General features: G+C 39.2%; 14 protein-coding genes. 13 read left to right on the top strand and 1 reads right to left on the bottom strand.

The window, feature by feature from the left end:
- Nucleotides 1-36: 36 nt before the first annotated feature.
- The 13 genes from AAGF08_RS17995 to AAGF08_RS17935 all read left to right on the top strand — a co-directional run bounded on the left by AAGF08_RS17995 (nucleotide 37) and on the right by AAGF08_RS17935 (nucleotide 16,983).
- Complete coding sequence (locus AAGF08_RS17995) at nucleotides 37-2,709, top strand: c-type cytochrome (RefSeq protein WP_343512758.1); 2,673 nt, start codon at nucleotides 37-39, stop codon at nucleotides 2,707-2,709.
- Nucleotides 2,710-2,777: 68 nt separating this feature from the next.
- Entirely contained in the window at nucleotides 2,778-3,494 is a 717-nt protein-coding gene (locus AAGF08_RS17990) for a DUF1080 domain-containing protein (protein ID WP_343512783.1), read from the top strand.
- Between the two features lie 202 nt (nucleotides 3,495-3,696).
- Nucleotides 3,697-4,761: an aldose 1-epimerase family protein gene (locus tag AAGF08_RS17985; protein WP_343512757.1), complete on the top strand. Its 1,065-nt coding sequence runs from the start codon at nucleotides 3,697-3,699 to the stop codon at nucleotides 4,759-4,761.
- Between the two features lie 69 nt (nucleotides 4,762-4,830).
- Nucleotides 4,831-6,042 (top strand): hypothetical protein, encoded by a 1,212-nt coding sequence (locus AAGF08_RS17980; RefSeq protein WP_343512756.1) that lies wholly within the window; start codon nucleotides 4,831-4,833, stop codon nucleotides 6,040-6,042.
- Nucleotides 6,043-6,114: 72 nt separating this feature from the next.
- Entirely contained in the window at nucleotides 6,115-7,140 is a 1,026-nt protein-coding gene (locus AAGF08_RS17975; RefSeq protein ID WP_343512755.1) for a TIM barrel protein, read from the top strand.
- 51 nt (nucleotides 7,141-7,191) lie between these two features.
- Nucleotides 7,192-8,358, top strand: coding sequence for a Gfo/Idh/MocA family oxidoreductase (locus AAGF08_RS17970; protein ID WP_343512754.1), 1,167 nt, complete (start codon nucleotides 7,192-7,194; stop codon nucleotides 8,356-8,358).
- A 280-nt stretch (nucleotides 8,359-8,638) separates the two neighbouring features.
- Nucleotides 8,639-10,144 (top strand): arylsulfatase, encoded by a 1,506-nt coding sequence (locus AAGF08_RS17965; protein ID WP_343512753.1) that lies wholly within the window; start codon nucleotides 8,639-8,641, stop codon nucleotides 10,142-10,144.
- Nucleotides 10,145-10,364: 220 nt separating this feature from the next.
- Nucleotides 10,365-11,261, top strand: a complete 897-nt coding sequence (locus AAGF08_RS17960) for an EboA domain-containing protein (RefSeq protein ID WP_343512751.1) — start codon at nucleotides 10,365-10,367, stop codon at nucleotides 11,259-11,261.
- A 50-nt stretch (nucleotides 11,262-11,311) separates the two neighbouring features.
- Complete coding sequence (locus AAGF08_RS17955) at nucleotides 11,312-12,223, top strand: TatD family hydrolase (RefSeq protein ID WP_343512749.1); 912 nt, start codon at nucleotides 11,312-11,314, stop codon at nucleotides 12,221-12,223.
- 3 nt (nucleotides 12,224-12,226) lie between these two features.
- Nucleotides 12,227-13,135 carry a UbiA-like protein EboC gene (gene eboC / locus AAGF08_RS17950; RefSeq protein WP_343512748.1) on the top strand — a complete coding sequence of 303 codons (909 nt, stop codon included), beginning with the start codon at nucleotides 12,227-12,229 and terminating at the stop codon, nucleotides 13,133-13,135.
- A 73-nt stretch (nucleotides 13,136-13,208) separates the two neighbouring features.
- Nucleotides 13,209-14,360 carry a 3-dehydroquinate synthase gene (locus tag AAGF08_RS17945; RefSeq protein ID WP_343512747.1) on the top strand — a complete coding sequence of 384 codons (1,152 nt, stop codon included), beginning with the start codon at nucleotides 13,209-13,211 and terminating at the stop codon, nucleotides 14,358-14,360.
- A gap of 38 nt (nucleotides 14,361-14,398) precedes the next feature.
- Nucleotides 14,399-15,613: a metabolite traffic protein EboE gene (eboE, locus tag AAGF08_RS17940; RefSeq protein WP_343512746.1), complete on the top strand. Its 1,215-nt coding sequence runs from the start codon at nucleotides 14,399-14,401 to the stop codon at nucleotides 15,611-15,613.
- Nucleotides 15,610-16,983 (top strand): nucleotide pyrophosphatase/phosphodiesterase family protein, encoded by a 1,374-nt coding sequence (locus AAGF08_RS17935; protein ID WP_343512744.1) that lies wholly within the window; start codon nucleotides 15,610-15,612, stop codon nucleotides 16,981-16,983. Before eboE ends, AAGF08_RS17935 begins: the two co-directional genes overlap by 4 nt.
- Nucleotides 16,984-17,113: 130 nt before the next feature.
- Here AAGF08_RS17935 and AAGF08_RS17930 read toward each other — a convergent pair whose 3' ends face one another.
- Nucleotides 17,114-20,560: a ThuA domain-containing protein gene (locus tag AAGF08_RS17930; RefSeq protein WP_343512742.1), complete on the bottom strand. Its 3,447-nt coding sequence runs from the start codon at nucleotides 20,558-20,560 to the stop codon at nucleotides 17,114-17,116.
- Nucleotides 20,561-20,563 lie beyond the last annotated feature (3 nt).

The raw sequence follows: 20,563 nt of genomic DNA, 5'->3' as shown, positions 1-20,563 counted from the left end.
TTAGTAAGCAATTCAATAAACTTTCCATAAATCCCCATGAATCAAAAAAATCAATTAATCCGCATTTTGATTTTATCCCTATTTATTTTAGGGATAGCCTCTTGTGCCAAAAAAGAAGAAAGTAAACCTGTACACCCTAAGGTTGCAAAATTGAAATTACCTCCTGGCTTTGTTGCAGAACATATTTATAGTCCAGGTGAAAATGATCAAGGATCATGGGTTGCAATGACATTTGACAATAAAGGACGAATGATCACTGCTGATCAATATGGTGCACTTTACAGATTAGATATCCCTTCAACAGGTTCAGATTCACTTGCTCCCAAGGTTGAGAAACTAGTAGTAGGGAATCAAACCGATCAAAAATTAGGTATGGGCTATGCCCAAGGGTTACTCTATGCATTTAACAGTGTTTATGTGATGGTTAATCACAGAGGAAACGATGAGTTCGAGAAAACTACAGGAATGTATAGAATTCAGGATTTGGATGGAGATGACCGATATGAAACCGTTAATTTGATAAAACTTATGGAGGGCTCTCCAGGAGAGCATGGACCTCATAGCATGATTCTGTCTCCAGATGGCCAATCAATTTACATATCTGCCGGAAATCATGTGGATGTTCCTGAAATGGATACATATAGACTTCCAAAAGCGTGGGATCGAGATAATTTATTGCCGGAAATTAAAGACCCAAGGGGTCATGCCAATAGCAGAATGGCACCGGGAGGCTGGATTGCAAAAACAGATCCTGAAGGAAAGTCTTGGGAATTGGTAGCAGCTGGTTTTAGAAACGAATTCGATATCGCATTCAATGAAAATGGAGATTTATTTACTTATGACTCCGATATGGAATGGGATTTTGGTATGCCTTGGTATAGACCTACCAGAATTTGCTATGTACCCAGTGGAGCAGAATTCGGATGGAGAACAGGAAACCAAAAATGGTCTCCAAATTATCCGGATAATCTTCCTGCAGTATTAAATATTGGACAAGGTTCACCAACAAACGTGATGTTTGGAACGAATTCCAATTTTCCTGAAAAATATAAAAAAGCACTTTATACCTTCGATTGGAGTTTCGGGATTATTTATGCCACTACTTTAACTCCTGATGGAGCATCATATGCTGCAAGTGGAGAAGAGTTTATTTCTGGATCTCCTCTTCCTTTAACTGATGGTGAGTTTGGTCCTGACGGATCGATGTATTTTTTAACTGGAGGTAGAAGACTGGAATCTGATTTATACCGAGTTTATTATGACGGAGATCAGGCAGCTGGAACTGAAGCGAAACAAACTCTGACTGAGGAACACATGCTTCGAAGAAATTTGGAGGAGTATCATACAGGACCAAAAGCTGGAGCTATTGAAGCAGCTTGGCCAAATTTGGCTCATTCTGATAGATTTGTTCAATATGCTGCCAGGATTGCTGTAGAGCATCAACCTCTCTCAGAATGGCAATCAAAAGTGTTTTCCGAGGAAAATCCTGAAATAGCAATTCAAGGAGCAATTGCTTTGGCAAGACATGGAAACGCAAGTGTTGCAACACCACTTTTGGATAAGTTAACCAGCATCGATTATGGAAGCCTATCAGAAACCGGAAAGCAGAATATTTTAAGAGCAATAGAGTTAACTCTTTTCAGGTTCGAAAATTCTTCCAAAGCATCTTTTCCTAAAGTAGTATCATACCTAGATCCACATTACCCTTCAGGGAATAATAATTTGGATAGAGAGCTGGCAAAACTGCTTTCTTACACAGGAGCGCCAGATGCAGTAAGTAAAATCGTTGCCCAGTTAGAAACTGCGAAAGATGATGAGTCTTATCAAAAGACATTCACTTCTTCTTCGGATTTGATTATGAGAAATCCTCAATATGGAATGGATATCGCAAATATGTTAGCGAATGTTCCACCAGCTCAGCAAACCTACTATGCTGTTGTTCTTGGAGGAGCCGAAAAAGGTTGGACTCCAGAATTGCATGATAAATACTTCACTTGGATTAGAAATGCATTCAACTACAAAGGAGGAAGAAGTTATGTAGGATTTATTGATAGAGCAAGGAAAATGGCCTTATCGCATGTTTCTAATGCTGAAAATGCAAAATATGATGAAATGTCCGGTGCCGCTCTACTCACAGGAAATGGAAACGATATTATTGAATCGGATATTCAGCCAGAAGGACCGGGAAGAAGATGGACTTTGGAAGAAGCAGCTCCTTTGGTTGAAAATTTATCAGGTAGAGATTTTGTGAGAGGCAAAGCAATGTACACAGCCACGTTATGTCAATCCTGTCACACGATGCAAGGTGAAGGAGGAATCATAGGTCCGGATTTAACACAATTGGGAACTAGGTTTTCACCAAAAGATATTCTAGAAGCAACAATAGATCCTAGTGCAGTGATTTCAGATCAATATGCAGCTTCTGTTTTAGTTCTGAATGATGGTAATTCTGTTGTCGGTAGAGTAACAAATGAAGATGATGAAAATTACTATGTGTCTCAGAATCCATTTGCTCCACAGACAATCAGAACTGTCCCTAAGTCTAGTGTAGAAGAGGTTAAGCTTTCTGAAGTTTCAATCATGTTACCAGGAATGATTAACAGATTAAACGCGGAAGAACTAAAAGATTTGATGGCCTACTTAGTATCAGGAGGAAACCCTGACCATGAGGTGTTCAAAGGATCTGGAGGACAATCAAGTACTGACTAACAATGAAAAAAATCAATTATTTGTTAATAGGGATTTTACCAACAGTAGCCTTAGGGCTGTTGTTGAGTATGATTCCCGCCGATAAACCGGCAGAATATTCCAATCAGCCTCAAAGTGATTTCAAATCTATTTTTGATGGAAAGACACTAGATGGCTGGGAAGGCGATCCTACTTATTGGAGTGTGGAAGACGGTGCGATAACAGGGTTAATCACACCTGAGACGTTATTAAAGGCAAATACATTTTTGATATGGCAGGGTGGTCAGCCAGGAGATTTTGAATTGAAAGCAAAATTCAAAATCTCTGAATCTGGAAATTCTGGTATTAATTATAGAAGTGATATTGTGCCCGATGTTCCTTATGCGCTAAAAGGATACCAAGCGGATATAGATGGGAAAATCAATTATACTGGACAGAATTACGAAGAGAGAAAAAGAACGACTTTGGCTTACCGAGGACAAAAAACTAAAATAACACCTCAGGAAAATCCTACTGGGAATTTAAGGGATTATGTAGAAAGGAATGCCTGGAAAGGTCTGAATGTTATTGAAGAGCTTGGAGATCGGGATGAGTTGAAGACAAAAATAAAATCTGAGGATTGGAATGATATTCATATTATCGCTAAAGGAAATGTGTTGAAACATTACGTCAATGGCATTTTAATGAGTGAAGTTCATGATGAAGATCCAGCTAATTTTTCAGCAAAAGGATATCTAGGAGTTCAAGTTCATGTAGGTCCTCCAATGAAAGTACAGTATAAAGATTTGATGATAAAAATGAATTAATTGGGTTGGAAATATAGATTAATTGTCACGTTAAATGCACCGATAGAAATTACAGCTTCTTATCGGTGCTTTTTTTTTAAAATATTTAACCATTGGTCAACAGTTACTTGATATAATAATAGGATACGGTTAACTTTTAAACCTGACACTACAGGATGGAAGACAGGCCTTCAAATAAGAAATTAAGGTGTTAAAATAAAGCATGAACTCACCCAAAATAGCTCAAATAGATAAATGGAAGCATAAAATTTCCAATTCTCAGCAACTTGGAGGAATTGAAACTTCGGTGCTTGATAACGGAGCAGGAAGGGGAGTAAGAATAGCTTGGATTAATACCGGTACCGGATTAAGGTACAAGGTTATTTTAGATAGAGGCTTTGATATTCTGGATTGCTTTTATAATGAAAGCAGTCTGTCATGGATCAGTCATGGAGGAACTATTGGACCCCAGCCATTTTCTAATAAAGGGATTGATTGGCTTAGGACATTTGGTGGAGGTTTATTGACTACTTGTGGTCTTTCAAATGCCGGGCCTCCTAATGAGGACAGAAATGGTGAAAGAGGATTACATGGAAATTTCAGTAATATTCCGGCTGAACTTGTTTCTATAAAGCAGCCGGACCCATTTCAAAATGATTTTACTTTCGAAATAGTCGGGAAAGTCAGAGAAACAACCACGTTTGGCCCAAGTTTGGAATTGACAAGAAAGATCTCCGGGAATTTGGGATCTGCCTTGCTTCAAGTCAGTGATACAATTGTCAATAAAGGAAATACTCCAGCTCCTCATATGATTTTATATCATATTAACTGTGGGTGGCCACTGATAGATGAGGGAACTAGGATTATATGGGACGGAGAAATTGTCCCAAAAGAGAGTGATGTAAATAATACTGAGTTTAATAAAAAGCATCGATTTAAAGTCTGTGCTCCTCCTTTAGAAGAACATAATGGATTTGGAGAAGACGTAGCTTTTATCAAGCCGAAAGCAAATTCCCAGGACCAAGTGGTTTGCGGATATGCAAATAATGAGCTGCAACTTGGGTTGAAGATTTCATATTCGAAAAGTCAAATGCCCTGGTTGATTCATTGGCAGCATTGGGGAAAAAATGAATATGTTACTGCTTTGGAGCCTGCAACAAACCCACCTATTGGACAAGCGGCGGCTAGTAAAAATGGTACACTGATCATGATCCCGCCGGGTGAAAGCAGATCTTATGATTTAAAACTGGAAGTGATTACTGGCAATGAAGTGCTGGATTTTAAATAAAAAATTGGATAGACATGGTTTATTCAAACTTAATAATTTACTCAATAACCCATTAACCCATACTAAGAAATGAGTTTAGCAACGAAAGCGCTCGAACAAGGTGAAGGTATTTTAAGATTGACTCCTACCTGGGTACCTCGGTCTTTTTGTGTTCCTGGCCGAAGAATAAAATTGCATCCAGATGATTATTATTGTTTGGGTGGTGAAAGAGGAGGAATTGATGAGCGTTGGTTTTCATCGACAACTCCAGCTCAAAATGGCCCATTGACAAGTAAAAATGAAGGGTTGAGCCATATCGCATTTGAAGACGGTGGGAAAACAGAACTGTTCCTTTTAAAAGATGCTATTGATGAACTTAGAGGGGAGATTATAGGGAATAGACTTTGGGATAAATATAAATCCTGGCCCATGTACTCTAAGTTCTTTGATAATATGGGGCCATTGCCACACCATATTCACCCCAGTGATGAATTCGGGAAACTAACGGGACAAAATGGAAAGCCGGAAGCATATTATTTTCCTCCACAAGTCAATAACCACGGAGGAGATTATCCTTATACATTTTTTGGGATCGCTCCCGGAACATCCAAAGAGACGATTCTGGAATGTCTAAAGAACTTTAAAAAAGGAGATAATAAAATAACCAATTACTCGCAGGCATTTAGACTGCAGCCTGGTACTGGATGGAATGTGCCTCCAGGCATGCTTCATGCTCCAGGAAGTTTGTGTACATATGAGCCGCAAAAGGCTTCTGACATATTTGCGATGTATCAATCTTTGGTCAATGAAGCGATTATTCCCGATGAATTGCTATGGAATGCGACGCCAAAAGATCGGTGGGGAGATTACGAGCTCTTAGTGGAAATGATTGATTGGGAATTGAATGTGAATCCTAATATTATGGATAACCATTATATGGAACCAATTCCAGTGGAGGATCGAGCTGAAATGAATGCAAAGGGTTATGATGACAAATGGATATGCTATAGATCCCATGATTATAGTGCGAAAGAATTGACCGTTTTTCCGGGTCAAACAGTAACTATAAAGGATTCCGCAGCATATGGTATGATCATGATGCAAGGCTATGGAAAAATGAATGATTGGGATATTGAAACTCCTGCATTGATTCGATTTGGTCAATTGACTCATGATGAATATTTTGTATCTGAAAAAGCAGCACAGGCTGGGGTTAAAATCACGAATCATTCGAAAACAGATCCAATTGTGATGCTGAAGCATTTTGGTCCGGATAATCCTGATTTGAAAGTAGTGGAGTAATCTTTTAAATGATTCCAATCTTTCAAACAAAATGAAATTGATTTCTAATTAACTAATAACCCATTTTTAACTATGAATAATTATCCAAAATTACATAACGCAACTTGGCCGGGAATAGTAGGGAAAGGACCTGATTCCGAGCCAGTAATTCCTTTTGATACTATGCTGGCAATGACTGCAGCAGCAGAAGTTGATGGAGTGAAATTTGACGGGGTTGATTTAGGTTTACTAGAACCGCATTTCACACTCAATGACCCAGATGAAGCTAAGATTTTAGCTGAAAAACTTAAAAAACATAATCTTGTAGCCGGTTCTTTAGTTGCTCCAATTTGGGCAGGTTCTGCGATGGGTACAGCTGATCAGCGTAAGACTTTTGTTGAAATGGTTCGCAAAGCATGTGAATTTGGGAAACAATTAAAAGATCTTGGAGTAAGGCCATATGGTGTTGTCAGGATAGATTCCGCCGCAGGAGTTGAGGATTGGGCAAAAGACCCGGCAGGAAACACAAAAATCATTGCGGAAACATTTAGGGAAGCTTGCGATGTAGCTGCAGGATATGGAGAAAAGCTTGCTGCAGAAGGTGAGATTTGTTGGGGAGCAATGCATAGCTGGAAATATATGGTAGAACTTTTGGAAATGGTGGATAGACCAAATATTGGTCTTCAGGCAGATATGTCTCACACGTTCTTATATACTTTGGGCTATAATGCACCTGAGCATAGAATTATACCTAAAGATGCTGATCTCCACGATCGTAAAGTGATTGAAGCTGGTTTAAAAACCGTTACTGATGCCTTGAGACCTTGGACTATTGATTTCCACGTGGCTCAAAATGACGGTTCAGTTTTTGGTTCAGGCTCTCATGATAAGACTGGCAGACATTGTCAGGCAACAGATCCAAATGGCTTACTGGACATCGCTCATGATGCAGGGTACTGGTTGAGAGATGAGAATGGTAATCTGACGAAAGCTTTTAAGCACATCTGTTGGGATGGATGTATGTTCCCAAATTCAGTTATGGAAAGTCAGCAGACTTGGAATGATATACTCGCTGCCATGATTAAGGTAAGAGAAGCCCATGGTTGGAAAGAACAGTGAGGAATTAACAGATCAAAAAAATTCAAATTTCAATTTTAGAATTCTAAGACAATGAGTGATAAAAAATATATAAGAATAGGATTGATAGGTACAGGTTTGATGGGAAGAATTCATACAAACGGCTATAAGAGATTAGCAGATTTCTTTCCAGAGTATGAGCACAGACCCGTGCTACAAGCTGCTTGTTCCAGAAGAAAAGAAAAAGTAGAAGCCTTTGCAGAACAATGGGGCTATAAATCAGTGGAAACTGATTGGAGAAAGCTCTTGGAAAGAGATGATATCGATGCCGTTGATATCTGTACTCCAAATGACATGCATGCTGAGATCGCAATTGCAGCAGCAAAAGCAGGAAAGATGATTTTATGCGAAAAGCCTTTGGCCAGGACTGTAGCTGAGGCAAAAGAAATGGTAGATGCCATTGAAGCAGCAGGAGTTCAAAATACGGTATGGTACAATTACAGAAGAGTACCGGCTGTAACCTTGGCAAAGCAAATAGTAGCTTCAGGGAAACTCGGGAAAATATTCCACTACAGAGCAAACTTCCTTCAAGACTGGACTATAAGTCCTGATTTACCGCAAGGTGGAGATGCGCTTTGGAGACTGGATGTTGAGGCCGCAGGTTCTGGAGTAACCGGTGATTTGTTGGCACACTGTATTGATACAGCCATGTGGATCAACGGTGGAATCAAAGATGTTTCTGCCATGACTGAAACATTTATTAAAGAAAGAGTTCACCAAAGTACCGGTGAGAAAAAGAAAGTAGGAATTGATGATGCATGTATTTTCCACTGTCATTTTGATAATGGGTCTTTGGGATTATTTGAAGCAACTAGATATGCGAGAGGTCACAAGGCTCTCTATACGTTTGAAATCAACGGTGAACATGCCTCTATCAGATGGGATTTGCACGATCTGACACGATTGGAATATTTCGATCATGATGATGAAGGGAAGGTGAGAGGTTGGAGATCAATCCACGTGACAGACGGTGATCATCCATATATGGATAGATGGTGGATACCAGGAACTTCCATTGGATACGAACATTCATTTATTCACCAAGTTGCTGATTTCTTTAAGAGCTTAGATGAGGGTACTGAATGTCATCCAACTTTCAAAGATGCTTTTGAAACACAAAAAGTATGTGAAGCAGTAATTAATTCAGCTAATGATAGAGCATGGAAAGATACAGGCGTAGATTGGACTGAAAAAGTCTGAAAATCAGAATAATAAAATCGGAAGTCTAAAAAATCCAGGTTGAGAGGCTTGGATTTTTTTATACATGAAAACTCCCTACTTGTAAAAAATTATTATTGATTTCTTGACTAATTTTTTTTGATAATAGGGACTGAAATAACCATAGATTCAGAGAACGAAAAAGTCAGGAATGATACAGCAATGGAATGGACCGAAAAATAAAAATTCTTAAATTAGAAATACATTTAAAAGCTCAATCAATGTGAATCTTGATTGAGCTTTTTTGATTAACCCAATAACTATGAAAAAGAAAAAAGGCACCTCGAACAAAGGACAATTGAAAGTCCTTTTTTTGGGCTTAATCGTACTTATGGCATTTAGTTGCGATCAAAGACCAATTGAAGAGACCGCAGAAAGTACTCAAAAGACAAATATCATATTCATTCTGGCGGATGATTTGGGATATGGGGATTTAGGTTTTTTGGGGCAGCAGTATATAGAAACACCAAATATCGATCGTTTGGCAAAGGAGGGGATGTTTTTCTCTAATTTCTATTCAGGATCCACAGTTTGTGCTCCATCTAGGTCTTCATTTTTGACAGGATTACATACTGGACATACCCCGATTAGAGGTAATTCAGAAGTACAACCGGAAGGTCAATTGCCTATGCCAGATTCAGTGATGACCGTAGGTAAAGCTTTGCAGCAAGCAGGTTATGTGACAGGAGCATTTGGGAAATGGGGCTTAGGGTTTATTGGTACTTCAGGTGAGCCTGTCAATCAAGGGTTTAATGAGTTTTTTGGGTACAATTGTCAGAGGTATGCGCATCGCTATTACCCTGCATATTTATGGCATAACGATCAAAAAGTAAATCTGCCCGGAAATGACTGGACGACCACAGGTGATTATGCTCCGGATATTATTCAAGAAAAAACGCTGGCTTTTATCGATGAGAACAAAGACAAACCGTTCTTCTTGTTTATGCCAATAGTGACCCCTCACGCTGAATTAGCAGCACCCGAAGATGAGATTTTAGCAAAATATAAGCAGATGTTTCCGGATGAAAAGCCATATGTGGGAGGTAAAGGTGCCGATTATGGTCCTGATATGAGGATTCCTGGTTACCAATCCCAACCCTATCCGCATGCTACGTTCGCAGCGATGGTGGAGAGAATCGATCGTTATGTTGGAGAGGTTTTGGATAAGCTGGAAGAAAACGGGCTTGCTGAAAATACTTTAATCGTTTTTTCCTCAGACAATGGTGCTCACCGGGAAGGAGGAGCAGATCCTGAGTTTTTTGATAGTAACGGACCGTTTAGGGGTTTTAAAAGAGATTTGTATGAAGGAGGGGTAAGAGCACCGATGATCGCTTGGTGGCCTGGTAAAATCAAAGCAGGTACTACCTCTGATCATGTGGCAGCATTTTGGGATTTATTACCCACATTTTCAGAAGTTGCAGGAAATAAGATTTCAGAATCAATTGATGGGATCTCTTTTGTACCAGCTATGTTGGGGCATGATGACCAACAAGCAAAACATGAATATTTGTATTGGGAATTTCATGAGCAAGGAGGAAAACAGGCAATTCGTAAGGGGGATTGGAAAGCGGTTAAGTTGGAAGTTTTCCAAAGTGATACACCAACATTGGAATTATATGACCTGAGTAAAGATCTTGGCGAAACCCAGAACATCGCTTCTCAATATCCTGAAAAGGTAGAAGAAATGGAGAAATTGATGGAAACTTCGCATCTTGAGAACCCTATTTTCAAATTTTACAGAGGCGAAAAGGAAGCCGCTCAAAAGTAAGTAATTATTCTTGGCTCTAGCCAGTTGTAAAAATGTGTTGGGAAGCTAGATGAGGTAAAAAAGAAGTGGCTGGAAATCAGGAAATGGAAAACATGATTTTTCTCATTTTAGCTTGAAAAAGCCCCTTTTTTTGACCAATGGTGTTATTCTATCGTAAAAAAAAGAGAATATAGCCTTACCTTTAAAGACCCTTTTAATCATTCGAAATTGATAGTTCGATATGTCTACCCCAAACAAAGTAAACCCAATTTCATCCATCTTACTTTCAGCCCTAACTGACCAAGTAGAAGAGAAGTCTATTGTTTGGTTGGCTCAAAAGCGAGAGAAAATATTATTGTCTGAAAAGGAAATGGATTTCTTTATGGCTTTTAGCCAAGCATCAAGATATTTTAAAAACAATCCGTTTAAACTGAGTGAGGAACAATTTCAAGAAGCTCAATCTTTCTGTGAAGGATTGAGAATGGATTTGTGGACTCAATTGCAGGCGGCTCGCATTTATTTGCTTCTGCAATACCCTGCACCAAACTTTGATTCCTGGAAGCAGACATTACAGAAGCTATTTGAAACAGGCGATATGCATGAAATCGAAGCCTTGTATTCTGCCTTACCGATCATGCCATTCAAGGATAAAATGGTTGGAAGAGCAAGAGAAGGACTAAGGACAAATATTACATTGGTATTTGATGCTGTTGCTTTAAATAATCCGTATCCTTCAAAATACTTTGACGAAAGTGCCTGGAATCAAATGGTGGTGAAGGCGATTTTTATGCAAAGACCCTTATTTAGAATCCAACATGCTGAATCTCGATCGAATAAGGAATTAGCAAATATCATCATTGATTTCGCCCATGAAAGGTGGGCTGCTGGAAGAAATGTTATCCCAGAATTGTGGCGGTTTGTTGGACCTTTTATTAATTCAGAAAACTTCAAGGATATTGAGAAGGTCACAAAATCTGAAGATGAGTTGGAGAGAAATGCTGCTTTGCTGGCTTGCAGTATGAGCGATTACCCTGAAGCAAAGGAATTATTGATAAGTTTTCCAGAAATTGAGAATAAAATTAAATCTGGAACGCTAAACTGGAATTGGATTGGAGAACAGGCATTGGCCTTGGCGTAATTCAATTTCAACTGGCAATTAATTAGTTAGAGAAACAAAATTTACCAAACATGGAAATGTTTATTGATCCACATATACACGTTACATCAAGAACTACCGATGATTATGAAGCTATGCGAAAAGCTGGCATTGTAGCTATCATTGAGCCTGCTTTTTGGCTAGGTCAACCTCGGACAGAGGCTGCAAGTTTTAAAGATTACTTCAGCAGTTTGGTAGGTTGGGAAAGATTTCGTGCCAAGCAATTCGGGATCGTTCATTATTGCACGATTGGATTGAATTCGAAAGAAGCGAATAATGAGCCATTAGCTGAGCAGGTGATGGAACTTTTACCTTTGTATGCTGGAAAGCAGGGAGTCGTTGCAATTGGTGAAATTGGCTATGATGATCAAACTGCCGCTGAAGATAAATTTTATCGACTTCAACTTGATCTTGCCAAAGAAATGGATTTGCCGGTTATGATCCATACCCCTCATAGAGATAAGAAAAAGGGAACTACGAAAAGTATGGATGTGAGTGAGGAGCATGGCTTGGATCCTAAGATGGTAATAGTTGATCATAACAATGAGGAAACTGTAAAAGAAGTACTTGATCGAGGTTATTGGGCCGCATTTACCATATACCCGCACACCAAAATGGGAAGCGAGCGAATGGTAGAAATTGTAAAACAATATGGACCTGAGCGGATAATTGTTGATTCAGCTGCAGATTGGGGGATTTCTGATCCATTAGCGGTTCCAAAAACAGCAGCTTTGATGAGAAAAATGGGAATTCCAGAGGAGCATATAAGATTGACCTGCTATCAAAATGCGTTGACAGCCTATTCTCAAAGTGGTCAAATGGACGAGATGGATTGGTTAAATGCAGAGCCTATTGATCAGACTAAAAAAATGTCTGGAAATTCGGTATTGAGAGGTGGTCAAGTTCCTCGAGTGGAGGGCCCTAGTGATCGAGTGGAAAATTAATTCATGTTTGGAACCAAGTTATTTGCTCATTTGCAGCTAACCAGACCTGCAAATGTGGTAACCGCAATCGCTGATATTTTAGCGGGTTTCGCCATAGCAGGAATGGGGGTTTATTTGACTTCCTTTTCAAATTCTGAGAACCATCTTTTTGACTTAGCTTGGTTAGTGTTGTCCACGATTGGATTATATGCAGGTGGAGTTGCTTTCAATGATGTATTTGATGCTGATTTAGACGCCATTGAAAGGCCAGAAAGGCCCATTCCAAGCGGGAGGGCTTCGATAAAAAGTGCCTCAATTATGGCCTTTTCACTTCTTTTGATTGGAGTTCTTGCCGCAGCACAAGTTTCCATGACTTCTGCCTTGATCGCTTTTGGAGTTGCTATTTTCGCTGTTCTCTATGATTATTGGGGAAAGCATCAGAATTTTTTTGGTCCCATTAATATGGGATTGTGCCGTGCAGGAAATCTTCTTCTTGGTGTTAGTGTCGTACCGGGATTAGTAAGCGAATTTGCATTTATTGGACTAATTCCATTGGTTTTTGTAGCAGCAATCACTATGATCAGCAGGGGAGAAGTGCATGGCAAAAACAAGAGAGCGCTCTTCGGTGGCTTGGGAATGTACCTGATTATCATAGCGGCGATTATCGTTTTAGCTTTTGTTTGGGGAGGAAAGCCATTTGAAGTAATCCCTTTCATTGGATTATTTGCTTACATGATTTTCCCGCCTTTGATAAAAGCCATCAAAAAACAAGAGCCTAAGCTGATCGGGAAAGCGGTTAAAGCGGCGGTAATTTCCCTCATAATATTAAATGCATCACTGTCTTCTGCCTTTGCAGGATGGTTTTATGGCTTATTGGTGTTAATCTTATTACCCATTTCGCTTTGGTTAGCGAGAAAATTTGCTGTGACTTAAGCCTTTCTAAATTGTAAAGCAATAAATTGCAGCGCAAAAGAACCTTTTGCCCCTGTTTTAGATTGAGTAATTGATGAAAAGAAGAATAGAACAATCATTTGCTGTTCCTTATACGTATCCGGTGATTTTCTCCGAAAACATATTCAATGTTGGAGATCCAACACTTGCTGAACTGTTAGATAATGGTAAAGGAGGAAAAGCCTATTTTGTGATTGATAGTGGTGTCCTTGAAAAGCATCCGGGTTTGGTTGATCAGATTAAATCCTATGCAGATGCTTATCAAGCACAGTTCAAGCTTTGTGCAGAACCATTGATTGTTCCTGGGGGTGAGGCATCAAAAAATGACCCTCAGTATTACGAAAAAGTAGTTGAAGCCACTCACTTATATGGTATCGATAGACATTCCTACATCGTAGCTGTCGGAGGCGGAGCTGTTTTGGATATGGTAGGATTTGCCGCTGCGATTTCGCATAGAGGAATCAGGCTGATCAGAATTCCAACTACTGTTCTTTCTCAAAATGATTCTGCGGTGGGAGTGAAAAATGGTATTAACTCATTTGGTAAGAAGAATTACTTAGGAACATTTGCTCCTCCTTATGCCGTATTGAATGATTTTAATTTCTTGAAAACCTTGGATAATAGAGATTGGAGATCCGGTATTTCTGAGGCGATTAAGGTAGCATTGATCAAGGATGTTGATTTTTTTGAATGGATAGAGGAAAACGCCTCGGCTTTAGCAAATCGAGAAATGGAGCCAATGCAGGAGTTGATAGTAAGATGCGCACAGATGCATTTGGATCATATTGCAGGAAAGGATCCATTTGAAATGGGCTCATCCAGACCTTTGGATTTTGGTCATTGGGCAGCACATAAAATGGAGCATCTCAGTGGATATGAAATCAGGCATGGAGAAGCTGTTTCGATTGGAATAGCCTTGGATTCTACTTATTCATTCTTAAAAGGAATGATTACCTCAGCCGAATTAGATAGAATCATTGCTGTCATATCATCTTTGGGATTTCAATTATATCATCCGGTTCTTTCTGGAGAAATGCTTTTGAAAGGCTTGGAGGAATTCAGGGAGCACTTAGGGGGTCAATTGACTATTATGTTGTTGGCTAAACTTGGGAAAGGTCAGGAAGTGCATGAGATGGATCAAAAATTGATTCTTGAGGCTGTAGAAAAGTTGAAATCATTTCAATCGCATCGATTGATTGCTAATTGATTTAAATTTAAAATCTTAGAAATTACTGAATTATAATTATGCAAATTGAAGGAAAACACCTGTCTTATTGTACCAATATTCACCCTGGAGAAAGCTGGAAAGAAACCTTCGAAAATCTTAAAAAATATATTCCAACTATTAAATCAAGCCTTTCTCCAGATCAGGATTTTGGGATTGGTCTTAGGCTTTCTAATGAAGCAAGTTTAGAACTTCATAAGCCAGAAAACCTAAAGATTTTTAAAACTTGGCTAAAAGAACAAAACGCCTATGTTTTTACAATGAATGGTTTCCCATATGGAGGCTTTCATGGGCAAATAGTGAAAGATAATGTTCATTCTCCAGATTGGACAACGAAAGAACGGCGGGATTATACGATTAGACTTTTTGAGATTCTTGCGGAGGTGCTGCCTGACAAGATAGAAGGTGGTATTTCTACTTCTCCTTTATCCTATAGATTTTGGTTTAAATCCCAGAGTGAATTAGAACGAGCACTTACAAAATCAACAACTCACCTGATTCAGGTTGTGATTAAATTGATTGAAATCAAGCAAAAAACGGGTAAAGTCCTTCATCTGGATATTGAACCAGAGCCAGATGGTATTTTGGAAAATACAGCTGAAGTACTCGCTTATTTCAAAGATTGGCTCATTCCAATGGGGACACGCGATTTGATGGATTCCTTAGCGATGAGCCAAGAGGATGCAGAGAAAGCTATAAAAGAGCACATCAGGCTATGTTATGATGTTTGCCATTTTGCCTTGGTTTATGAGAAGCCGGAAGATGTTTTCCATGCTATGGAAACTGCTGGAATCAAGATCGGTAAGATTCAGGTTTCGGCTGCTTTAAAATTAAATCTGCCAAAATCAACCGATAAAAGGAAAGAAATTCGAGAGACTTTAATTCCTTTCGCAGAGTCAACTTATCTACATCAAGTGATTGGTAGAGATTCTAGTGGCCAATTGGAATCATATAGAGATCTGGACCAGGCTTTGGAACAATTAGAAAAAACAGATCAGGAAGAGTGGCGAATTCACTTTCATGTCCCTGTTTTTATGTCTGATTACGGACAAGTTTCTTCCACTCAATCAGATATTTTAGAAGTCTTGGAATATCTCAAATCAAAAAATATTACCGACCATTTGGAAGTGGAAACCTACACTTGGGATGTGCTTCCAGAAGGAATGAATATTGATATTCAGAGTTCCATTATCCGAGAGCTCTCATGGGTTTCTGAAAACATGAAAGAAGCATGAAAAAGACAGTAGTAATTGATGTTGTTGCTTTATCACAAAGACTAATTGGTGAACATACTCCTTTTTTAAGGGAATGGACATCAAAAGGTCATATGGCTTCCATCAATCCTGTTTTGCCTGCGGTAACAACCTCTGCACAGACTACTTATTTGACTGGGAAATGGCCTACGGAGCATGGTATCGTTGGCAATGGATGGTACTTTAAGGACGAATGCGAAATCAAATTTTGGAGACAGTCAAATAAGCTGGTTCAGGCTAAAAATATTTGGGATGTAGCCAAGGAGAAAAATCCTGATTTTACAGTCTCTAATATGTTTTGGTGGTACAATATGTATTCTACGGCTGATTTTCAGGTAACGCCTAGACCTTTATACCCATCAGATGGGAGGAAGTTACCAGATTGTCATTCGCATCCTATGGATCTGCGAGACAAGTTGCAAGAAGAGCTTGGTCAATTTCCACTATTTTCTTTTTGGGGACCAAAGACCAGTATTAAATCATCACAGTGGATTGCTGACGCCTCCAAGAAAGTCGATGAGTGGGAAAATCCTACTCTGACTTTTATCTATTTACCTCATCTTGATTACGGGCTTCAAAAATACGGGATTGATTTTTCAAAAATCTCGAAGGATTTGAATGAAATTGATAAGGTCTGTGAGGATTTGATAACCTACTACGAAAATAAAGGGGCTGAGGTGATTTTGCTTTCGGAATATGGGATTACCTCGGTAAATAATCCGGTGCATCTAAATCGTATTTTCAGAAAAGCAGGGCTTATCCAAGTCAAAGACGAATTGGGCTTGGAAACTTTAGATGCTGGTACTAGTAGAGCATTTGCTGTTGTCGACCATCAATTGGCCCACATCCATGTGAAAGATAAAAGTGATTTGCCTTTGGTTAAAAAGCTGTTGGAAGAAAGCCCTGGGATTGAATTGATTTTGGATGAAGAGGGCAAGAAGAAATATCATCTGCATCATGAACGATCTGGAGATTTGGTAGTGGTAGCAGATAAGGATTCCTGGTTTACTTATTATTTTTGGTTGGATGATTCCAAGGCTCCTGATTATGCAAGATGTGTTGCTATTCATCAAAAACCAGGGTATGATCCTGTAGAGCTTTTTATAAATCCAAGTATCAAATTACCCATGGTAAAAGTGGGTTTAAAGGTATTGAAGAAAAAATTGGGATTCAGGTACTTGATGGATGTGATTCCATTAGATGCTACGTTGGTGAAAGGTGCACATGGTAGAGTTCCTGAGGATAAGCTAGATCATCCTGTTTTCCTATCTTCGGATAAAAACCTAACTAAGGAGACCCAACTCAACCCTACGGATATTCAAAGTTTGATTCTTAAAAAAGTATTTGGATAAAGGGGGTAATGCAATAATTAGATTTCGGTCTGAATAGCTAATTATCGAAAGAAAAAATAATCTGTGAAAAGAAAATAAAAAAGCCATCCCCAATTTGAGGATGGCTTTTTCGTGTTTTAAGGTTGGTTTTTTATTTTGAATTGAAAGTCATTCCCGAAATAATAAAGGTGCCTGAACCACCATCATTTTTAGGCTTTGTGACCACAAATAGTTTATGTGGTTGTCCGTCTCCTGTTCCGGTAACAGGAATGTTAAATGGCCCAAAGTTTGGAGATCCTTCAGGTCCTTTGTTTGGTTGCTGCACAAAAGTAGTAGATCCGACCAGCTCACCAGTTGGAGAATTTAATCTAAGTTCAACATCATATTCATCTCCAAGACTACCCATAGTTACTGCGATTGCAGTGACAGAGCTAATTCCAGTCAGGTCCACGTTATTTATAGAGAATGAAGCTTCATTTTTAGGAACCATTACTAGGTTGTTTCCATCATAGCTCATACTGCTATATCCCCCGGCATAATCCCCGGTGTTACCCATATCTATGGTATTGCTCCTTAACAAAACAGTAGTCGAACCGGTAAGAGGTTTTACATTTTCTCCACCTTGATCTGTAAAAGATGCATTTAGCATTAATACACCGTTAGGGCTTGGAGTTTTACCCACAGTTGCATCTACTGCACCGGTTGCTGGAAGAGATGGGACAGTTACTTGATCCAAGGATAGAATATAAGCTACCAAAGCATTCAATTCAGAATCTTTCAAGTCTGGATTAGCTGGCATCGCAGTTTCACCCCAGACTCCTCCACCACCGTTCTTGATTTTATTTTTTAAGTAATCAATATCTCTTTGATTGTATTTTTTTGCAACATCGACATAAGAAGGTCCTACAGATGCTTCAGCCTCTTTGTGACAGGTTTTACAAGTTAAGGTTGTAAAGAGAGATTTACCCATCATGGCCTCAGTCATCACTTTGTGTCCCATGTCAGATTCTGCCTGATCTAGACCTTCGATATAGTCAGCAGAAACATATAATGTACTCATGTCGGATGAAGCTTCAGGATTATCTGGGTCTTCAACAGAAACACTATAGGAGACTTTTTTGCCTGGGAAGTAGAAAGATTGGTTGCCATTTATAGCTATGGTAACCTCAGGAGCTATATTTCCTGAATAAACACTCTCTATTCCACTTGTACCAGTAAGTCCATCCGGATCTTTTGCTGTTACTTTTACTTCATATTCTCCAATGGTATTGTAAGTATGGGTAATAGAAGGAACCTCAGTCGTTTTGGTTTCTCCATTTCCCAAATCCCAAGTGTAAGTCAATGCATCATTTTCAGGGTCCGAAGAGGTTGCAGTAAATGTTACGGTAAGTGGATTGGTGCCAGATGTTTTGTCCGCAGAGATCTCTGTTACTGAAGGAGCTCTATTTCCACCATTAAAGTCGATTCTTGAAAGAGCAGCGTCTGGATTTTTGGAGAACCAGCCATTTCCATATTCTAAGAGGTATATTCTGCCGTCTGGACCCATTTCCATATCTATCAAGGCATTAAACTTGGTATTAGGCATGAATGGCTCCATCTTATCATAATCGCCATTCTCCTTCATGGTTACCACTTTAATCCAACCTCTGATCCAATCATAGATAAAGATTTTTCCATCAAAATAATCAGGGAATTTGGTGTCGGCAGTATACATATCAGAATAATACACAGGTCCTGCCATAGCGTTTCTTCCCCCGGAACCTAACTGAGGAAATTCTGCAGACTCTCCGTAGGGATACCAAATAAATGCCGGAGCAAGTTCAGGTAATTCTGTAATTCCTGTATTGTTTACTGACGTGTTTTTTGGTCCATTTGGATCGAAAGCGGGACCTGATTCCCCCGTTTCATAATTGTATTCATGATAGGGATAATTATTACCTACAGCAAATGGCCATCCAAAATTCCCGGCTTTTCTAGCTTGGTTCAATTCATCATAACCCCTAGGTCCTCTTGTATCCATACTGTCTGCGTTAGCATCGGGACCAACTTCACCCCAATACAAGAAACCAGTTTTCTGATCCACAGAAATTCTATAAGGATTTCTATTTCCTTGAACATATATTTCAGGTCTCGTTCCTTCCGTTCCTACTGGGTATAAGTTACCCTCAGGAATATCATATGAACCATCTTCGTTTACCTTAATTCTAAGGATTTTTCCTCTAAGATCATTTGCATTTCCAGATGATCTTCTTGCGTCATATTGCTCATATCCCGGTCTTTGATCCAATGGAGCAAAACCGTTATTTCTAAACTTAGAATCTGCCTGATTAAATGGAGTAGAGTTATCTCCTAATGAAAGATAAAGATTACCTTCTTTATCAAAGGCAATAGATCCACCAGTATGACAGCAGATATCTCTGTCAGAATGAACATCCAGAATAACTACTTCTGATGACATATCCCATGTATCATTTTTAAATGTAAATCGGGAAAGTCTATTAATTTCCTCATCCCCAGCTGGAGCGTAGTAAACGAAAACATATCCGTTTTCAGCATAATTAGGGTCTTTTTGAATACCCATCAATCCTTCTTCCGCATTCACTCCTTTTACTTCAGTTCTCCAATAAACGTCGAGTTTACCTACTTCTTTCAGCTCTTCTGTTTCATTGTCAAAGAATAGAATTTCTCCTCTCCTTTGTGCAACTAAAATATCAAGATTAGGAAGAATAGTCATTTCAGTGGGCTCGGTAAAAACACCTGTCGCCAATGGAGTCTTTGTAAATCTATTTTCCTCTGGAACGCGCTTGCTGATTGTCTTTGAATAGTCGAGTTCCAAATTATCACCAATTGCATAGTTTATGCCTTCCAAAACATGCTTTAAGAATAATTCTTCGGAATATGATTCATCGGTATGACCACCTCCAGTATAGAAAGCTCTGCCTCCGTCGTATTCATGATACCAAGCAATGGGATGCTCTCCCATATCAAAGCCACCTTTATAGGAGTCTTCTTCCAAATTTAAAAGTACATGAACATCTGGATTCATGTTTTTATAACTATACCACTCATCTGTTCTAGCCCATGGATTTGGTAAAAATGAAGTGGAAGGATTGTTAGAATCAACTACAGTGATTTCTCCAGGTTGAACATTTGGATTAGGGTCATTAATTCCAGGATGATCTGTGAAATAACCTCCAACTAACCGGCCGTACCAGCCCCATCCATATTCTGTGTCAGCGGCTGCGTGGATACCTACATAGCCACCACCAGCTTGAATATATCTTTCAAAATCTGCTTCCTGATAATTGTTCAATACATCACCAGTAGTGCTTAGAAAAATTACCGCAGCATATTGAGCTAAATTTTCCTCAGTGAATTTTTCCGCCTGAGTCGTGGTATCTACTTCAAAGCCATTCTCGGCCCCTAGTTTTTGTATTGCTGCCATTCCTTTTGGAATGGATTCATGGTAGTAACCTGCTGTCTTGCTGAAAACGAGCACTTTTGGTGAACCGGAGCGTTTGTTTTTACAACTCCAAGTAGCCAAACTTACTAGCACTGCTAAGAGCAGAATGTTACGTAGGTTTTTTGGGAAATTCATAAT

It is taken from the genome of Algoriphagus sp. SE2 (assembly GCF_039563885.1).
Lineage (GTDB): Bacteria > Bacteroidota > Bacteroidia > Cytophagales > Cyclobacteriaceae > Algoriphagus.
The sequence above is the reverse complement of the archived record's forward strand: the minus strand, read 5'-3'. Positions and strand labels throughout refer to the sequence as shown.

Coding starts and splice junctions, on each gene's coding strand:
- AAGF08_RS17995 (WP_343512758.1), top strand. CDS start 37: ATGAATCAAAAAAATCAATTAATCCGCATTTTGATTTTATCCCTATTT.
- AAGF08_RS17990 (WP_343512783.1), top strand. CDS start 2,778: ATGATTCCCGCCGATAAACCGGCAGAATATTCCAATCAGCCTCAAAGT.
- AAGF08_RS17985 (WP_343512757.1), top strand. CDS start 3,697: ATGAACTCACCCAAAATAGCTCAAATAGATAAATGGAAGCATAAAATT.
- AAGF08_RS17980 (WP_343512756.1), top strand. CDS start 4,831: ATGAGTTTAGCAACGAAAGCGCTCGAACAAGGTGAAGGTATTTTAAGA.
- AAGF08_RS17975 (WP_343512755.1), top strand. CDS start 6,115: ATGAATAATTATCCAAAATTACATAACGCAACTTGGCCGGGAATAGTA.
- AAGF08_RS17970 (WP_343512754.1), top strand. CDS start 7,192: ATGAGTGATAAAAAATATATAAGAATAGGATTGATAGGTACAGGTTTG.
- AAGF08_RS17965 (WP_343512753.1), top strand. CDS start 8,639: ATGAAAAAGAAAAAAGGCACCTCGAACAAAGGACAATTGAAAGTCCTT.
- AAGF08_RS17960 (WP_343512751.1), top strand. CDS start 10,365: ATGTCTACCCCAAACAAAGTAAACCCAATTTCATCCATCTTACTTTCA.
- AAGF08_RS17955 (WP_343512749.1), top strand. CDS start 11,312: ATGGAAATGTTTATTGATCCACATATACACGTTACATCAAGAACTACC.
- eboC (WP_343512748.1), top strand. CDS start 12,227: ATGTTTGGAACCAAGTTATTTGCTCATTTGCAGCTAACCAGACCTGCA.
- AAGF08_RS17945 (WP_343512747.1), top strand. CDS start 13,209: ATGAAAAGAAGAATAGAACAATCATTTGCTGTTCCTTATACGTATCCG.
- eboE (WP_343512746.1), top strand. CDS start 14,399: ATGCAAATTGAAGGAAAACACCTGTCTTATTGTACCAATATTCACCCT.
- AAGF08_RS17935 (WP_343512744.1), top strand. CDS start 15,610: ATGAAAAAGACAGTAGTAATTGATGTTGTTGCTTTATCACAAAGACTA.
- AAGF08_RS17930 (WP_343512742.1), bottom strand. CDS start 20,560: ATGAATTTCCCAAAAAACCTACGTAACATTCTGCTCTTAGCAGTGCTA.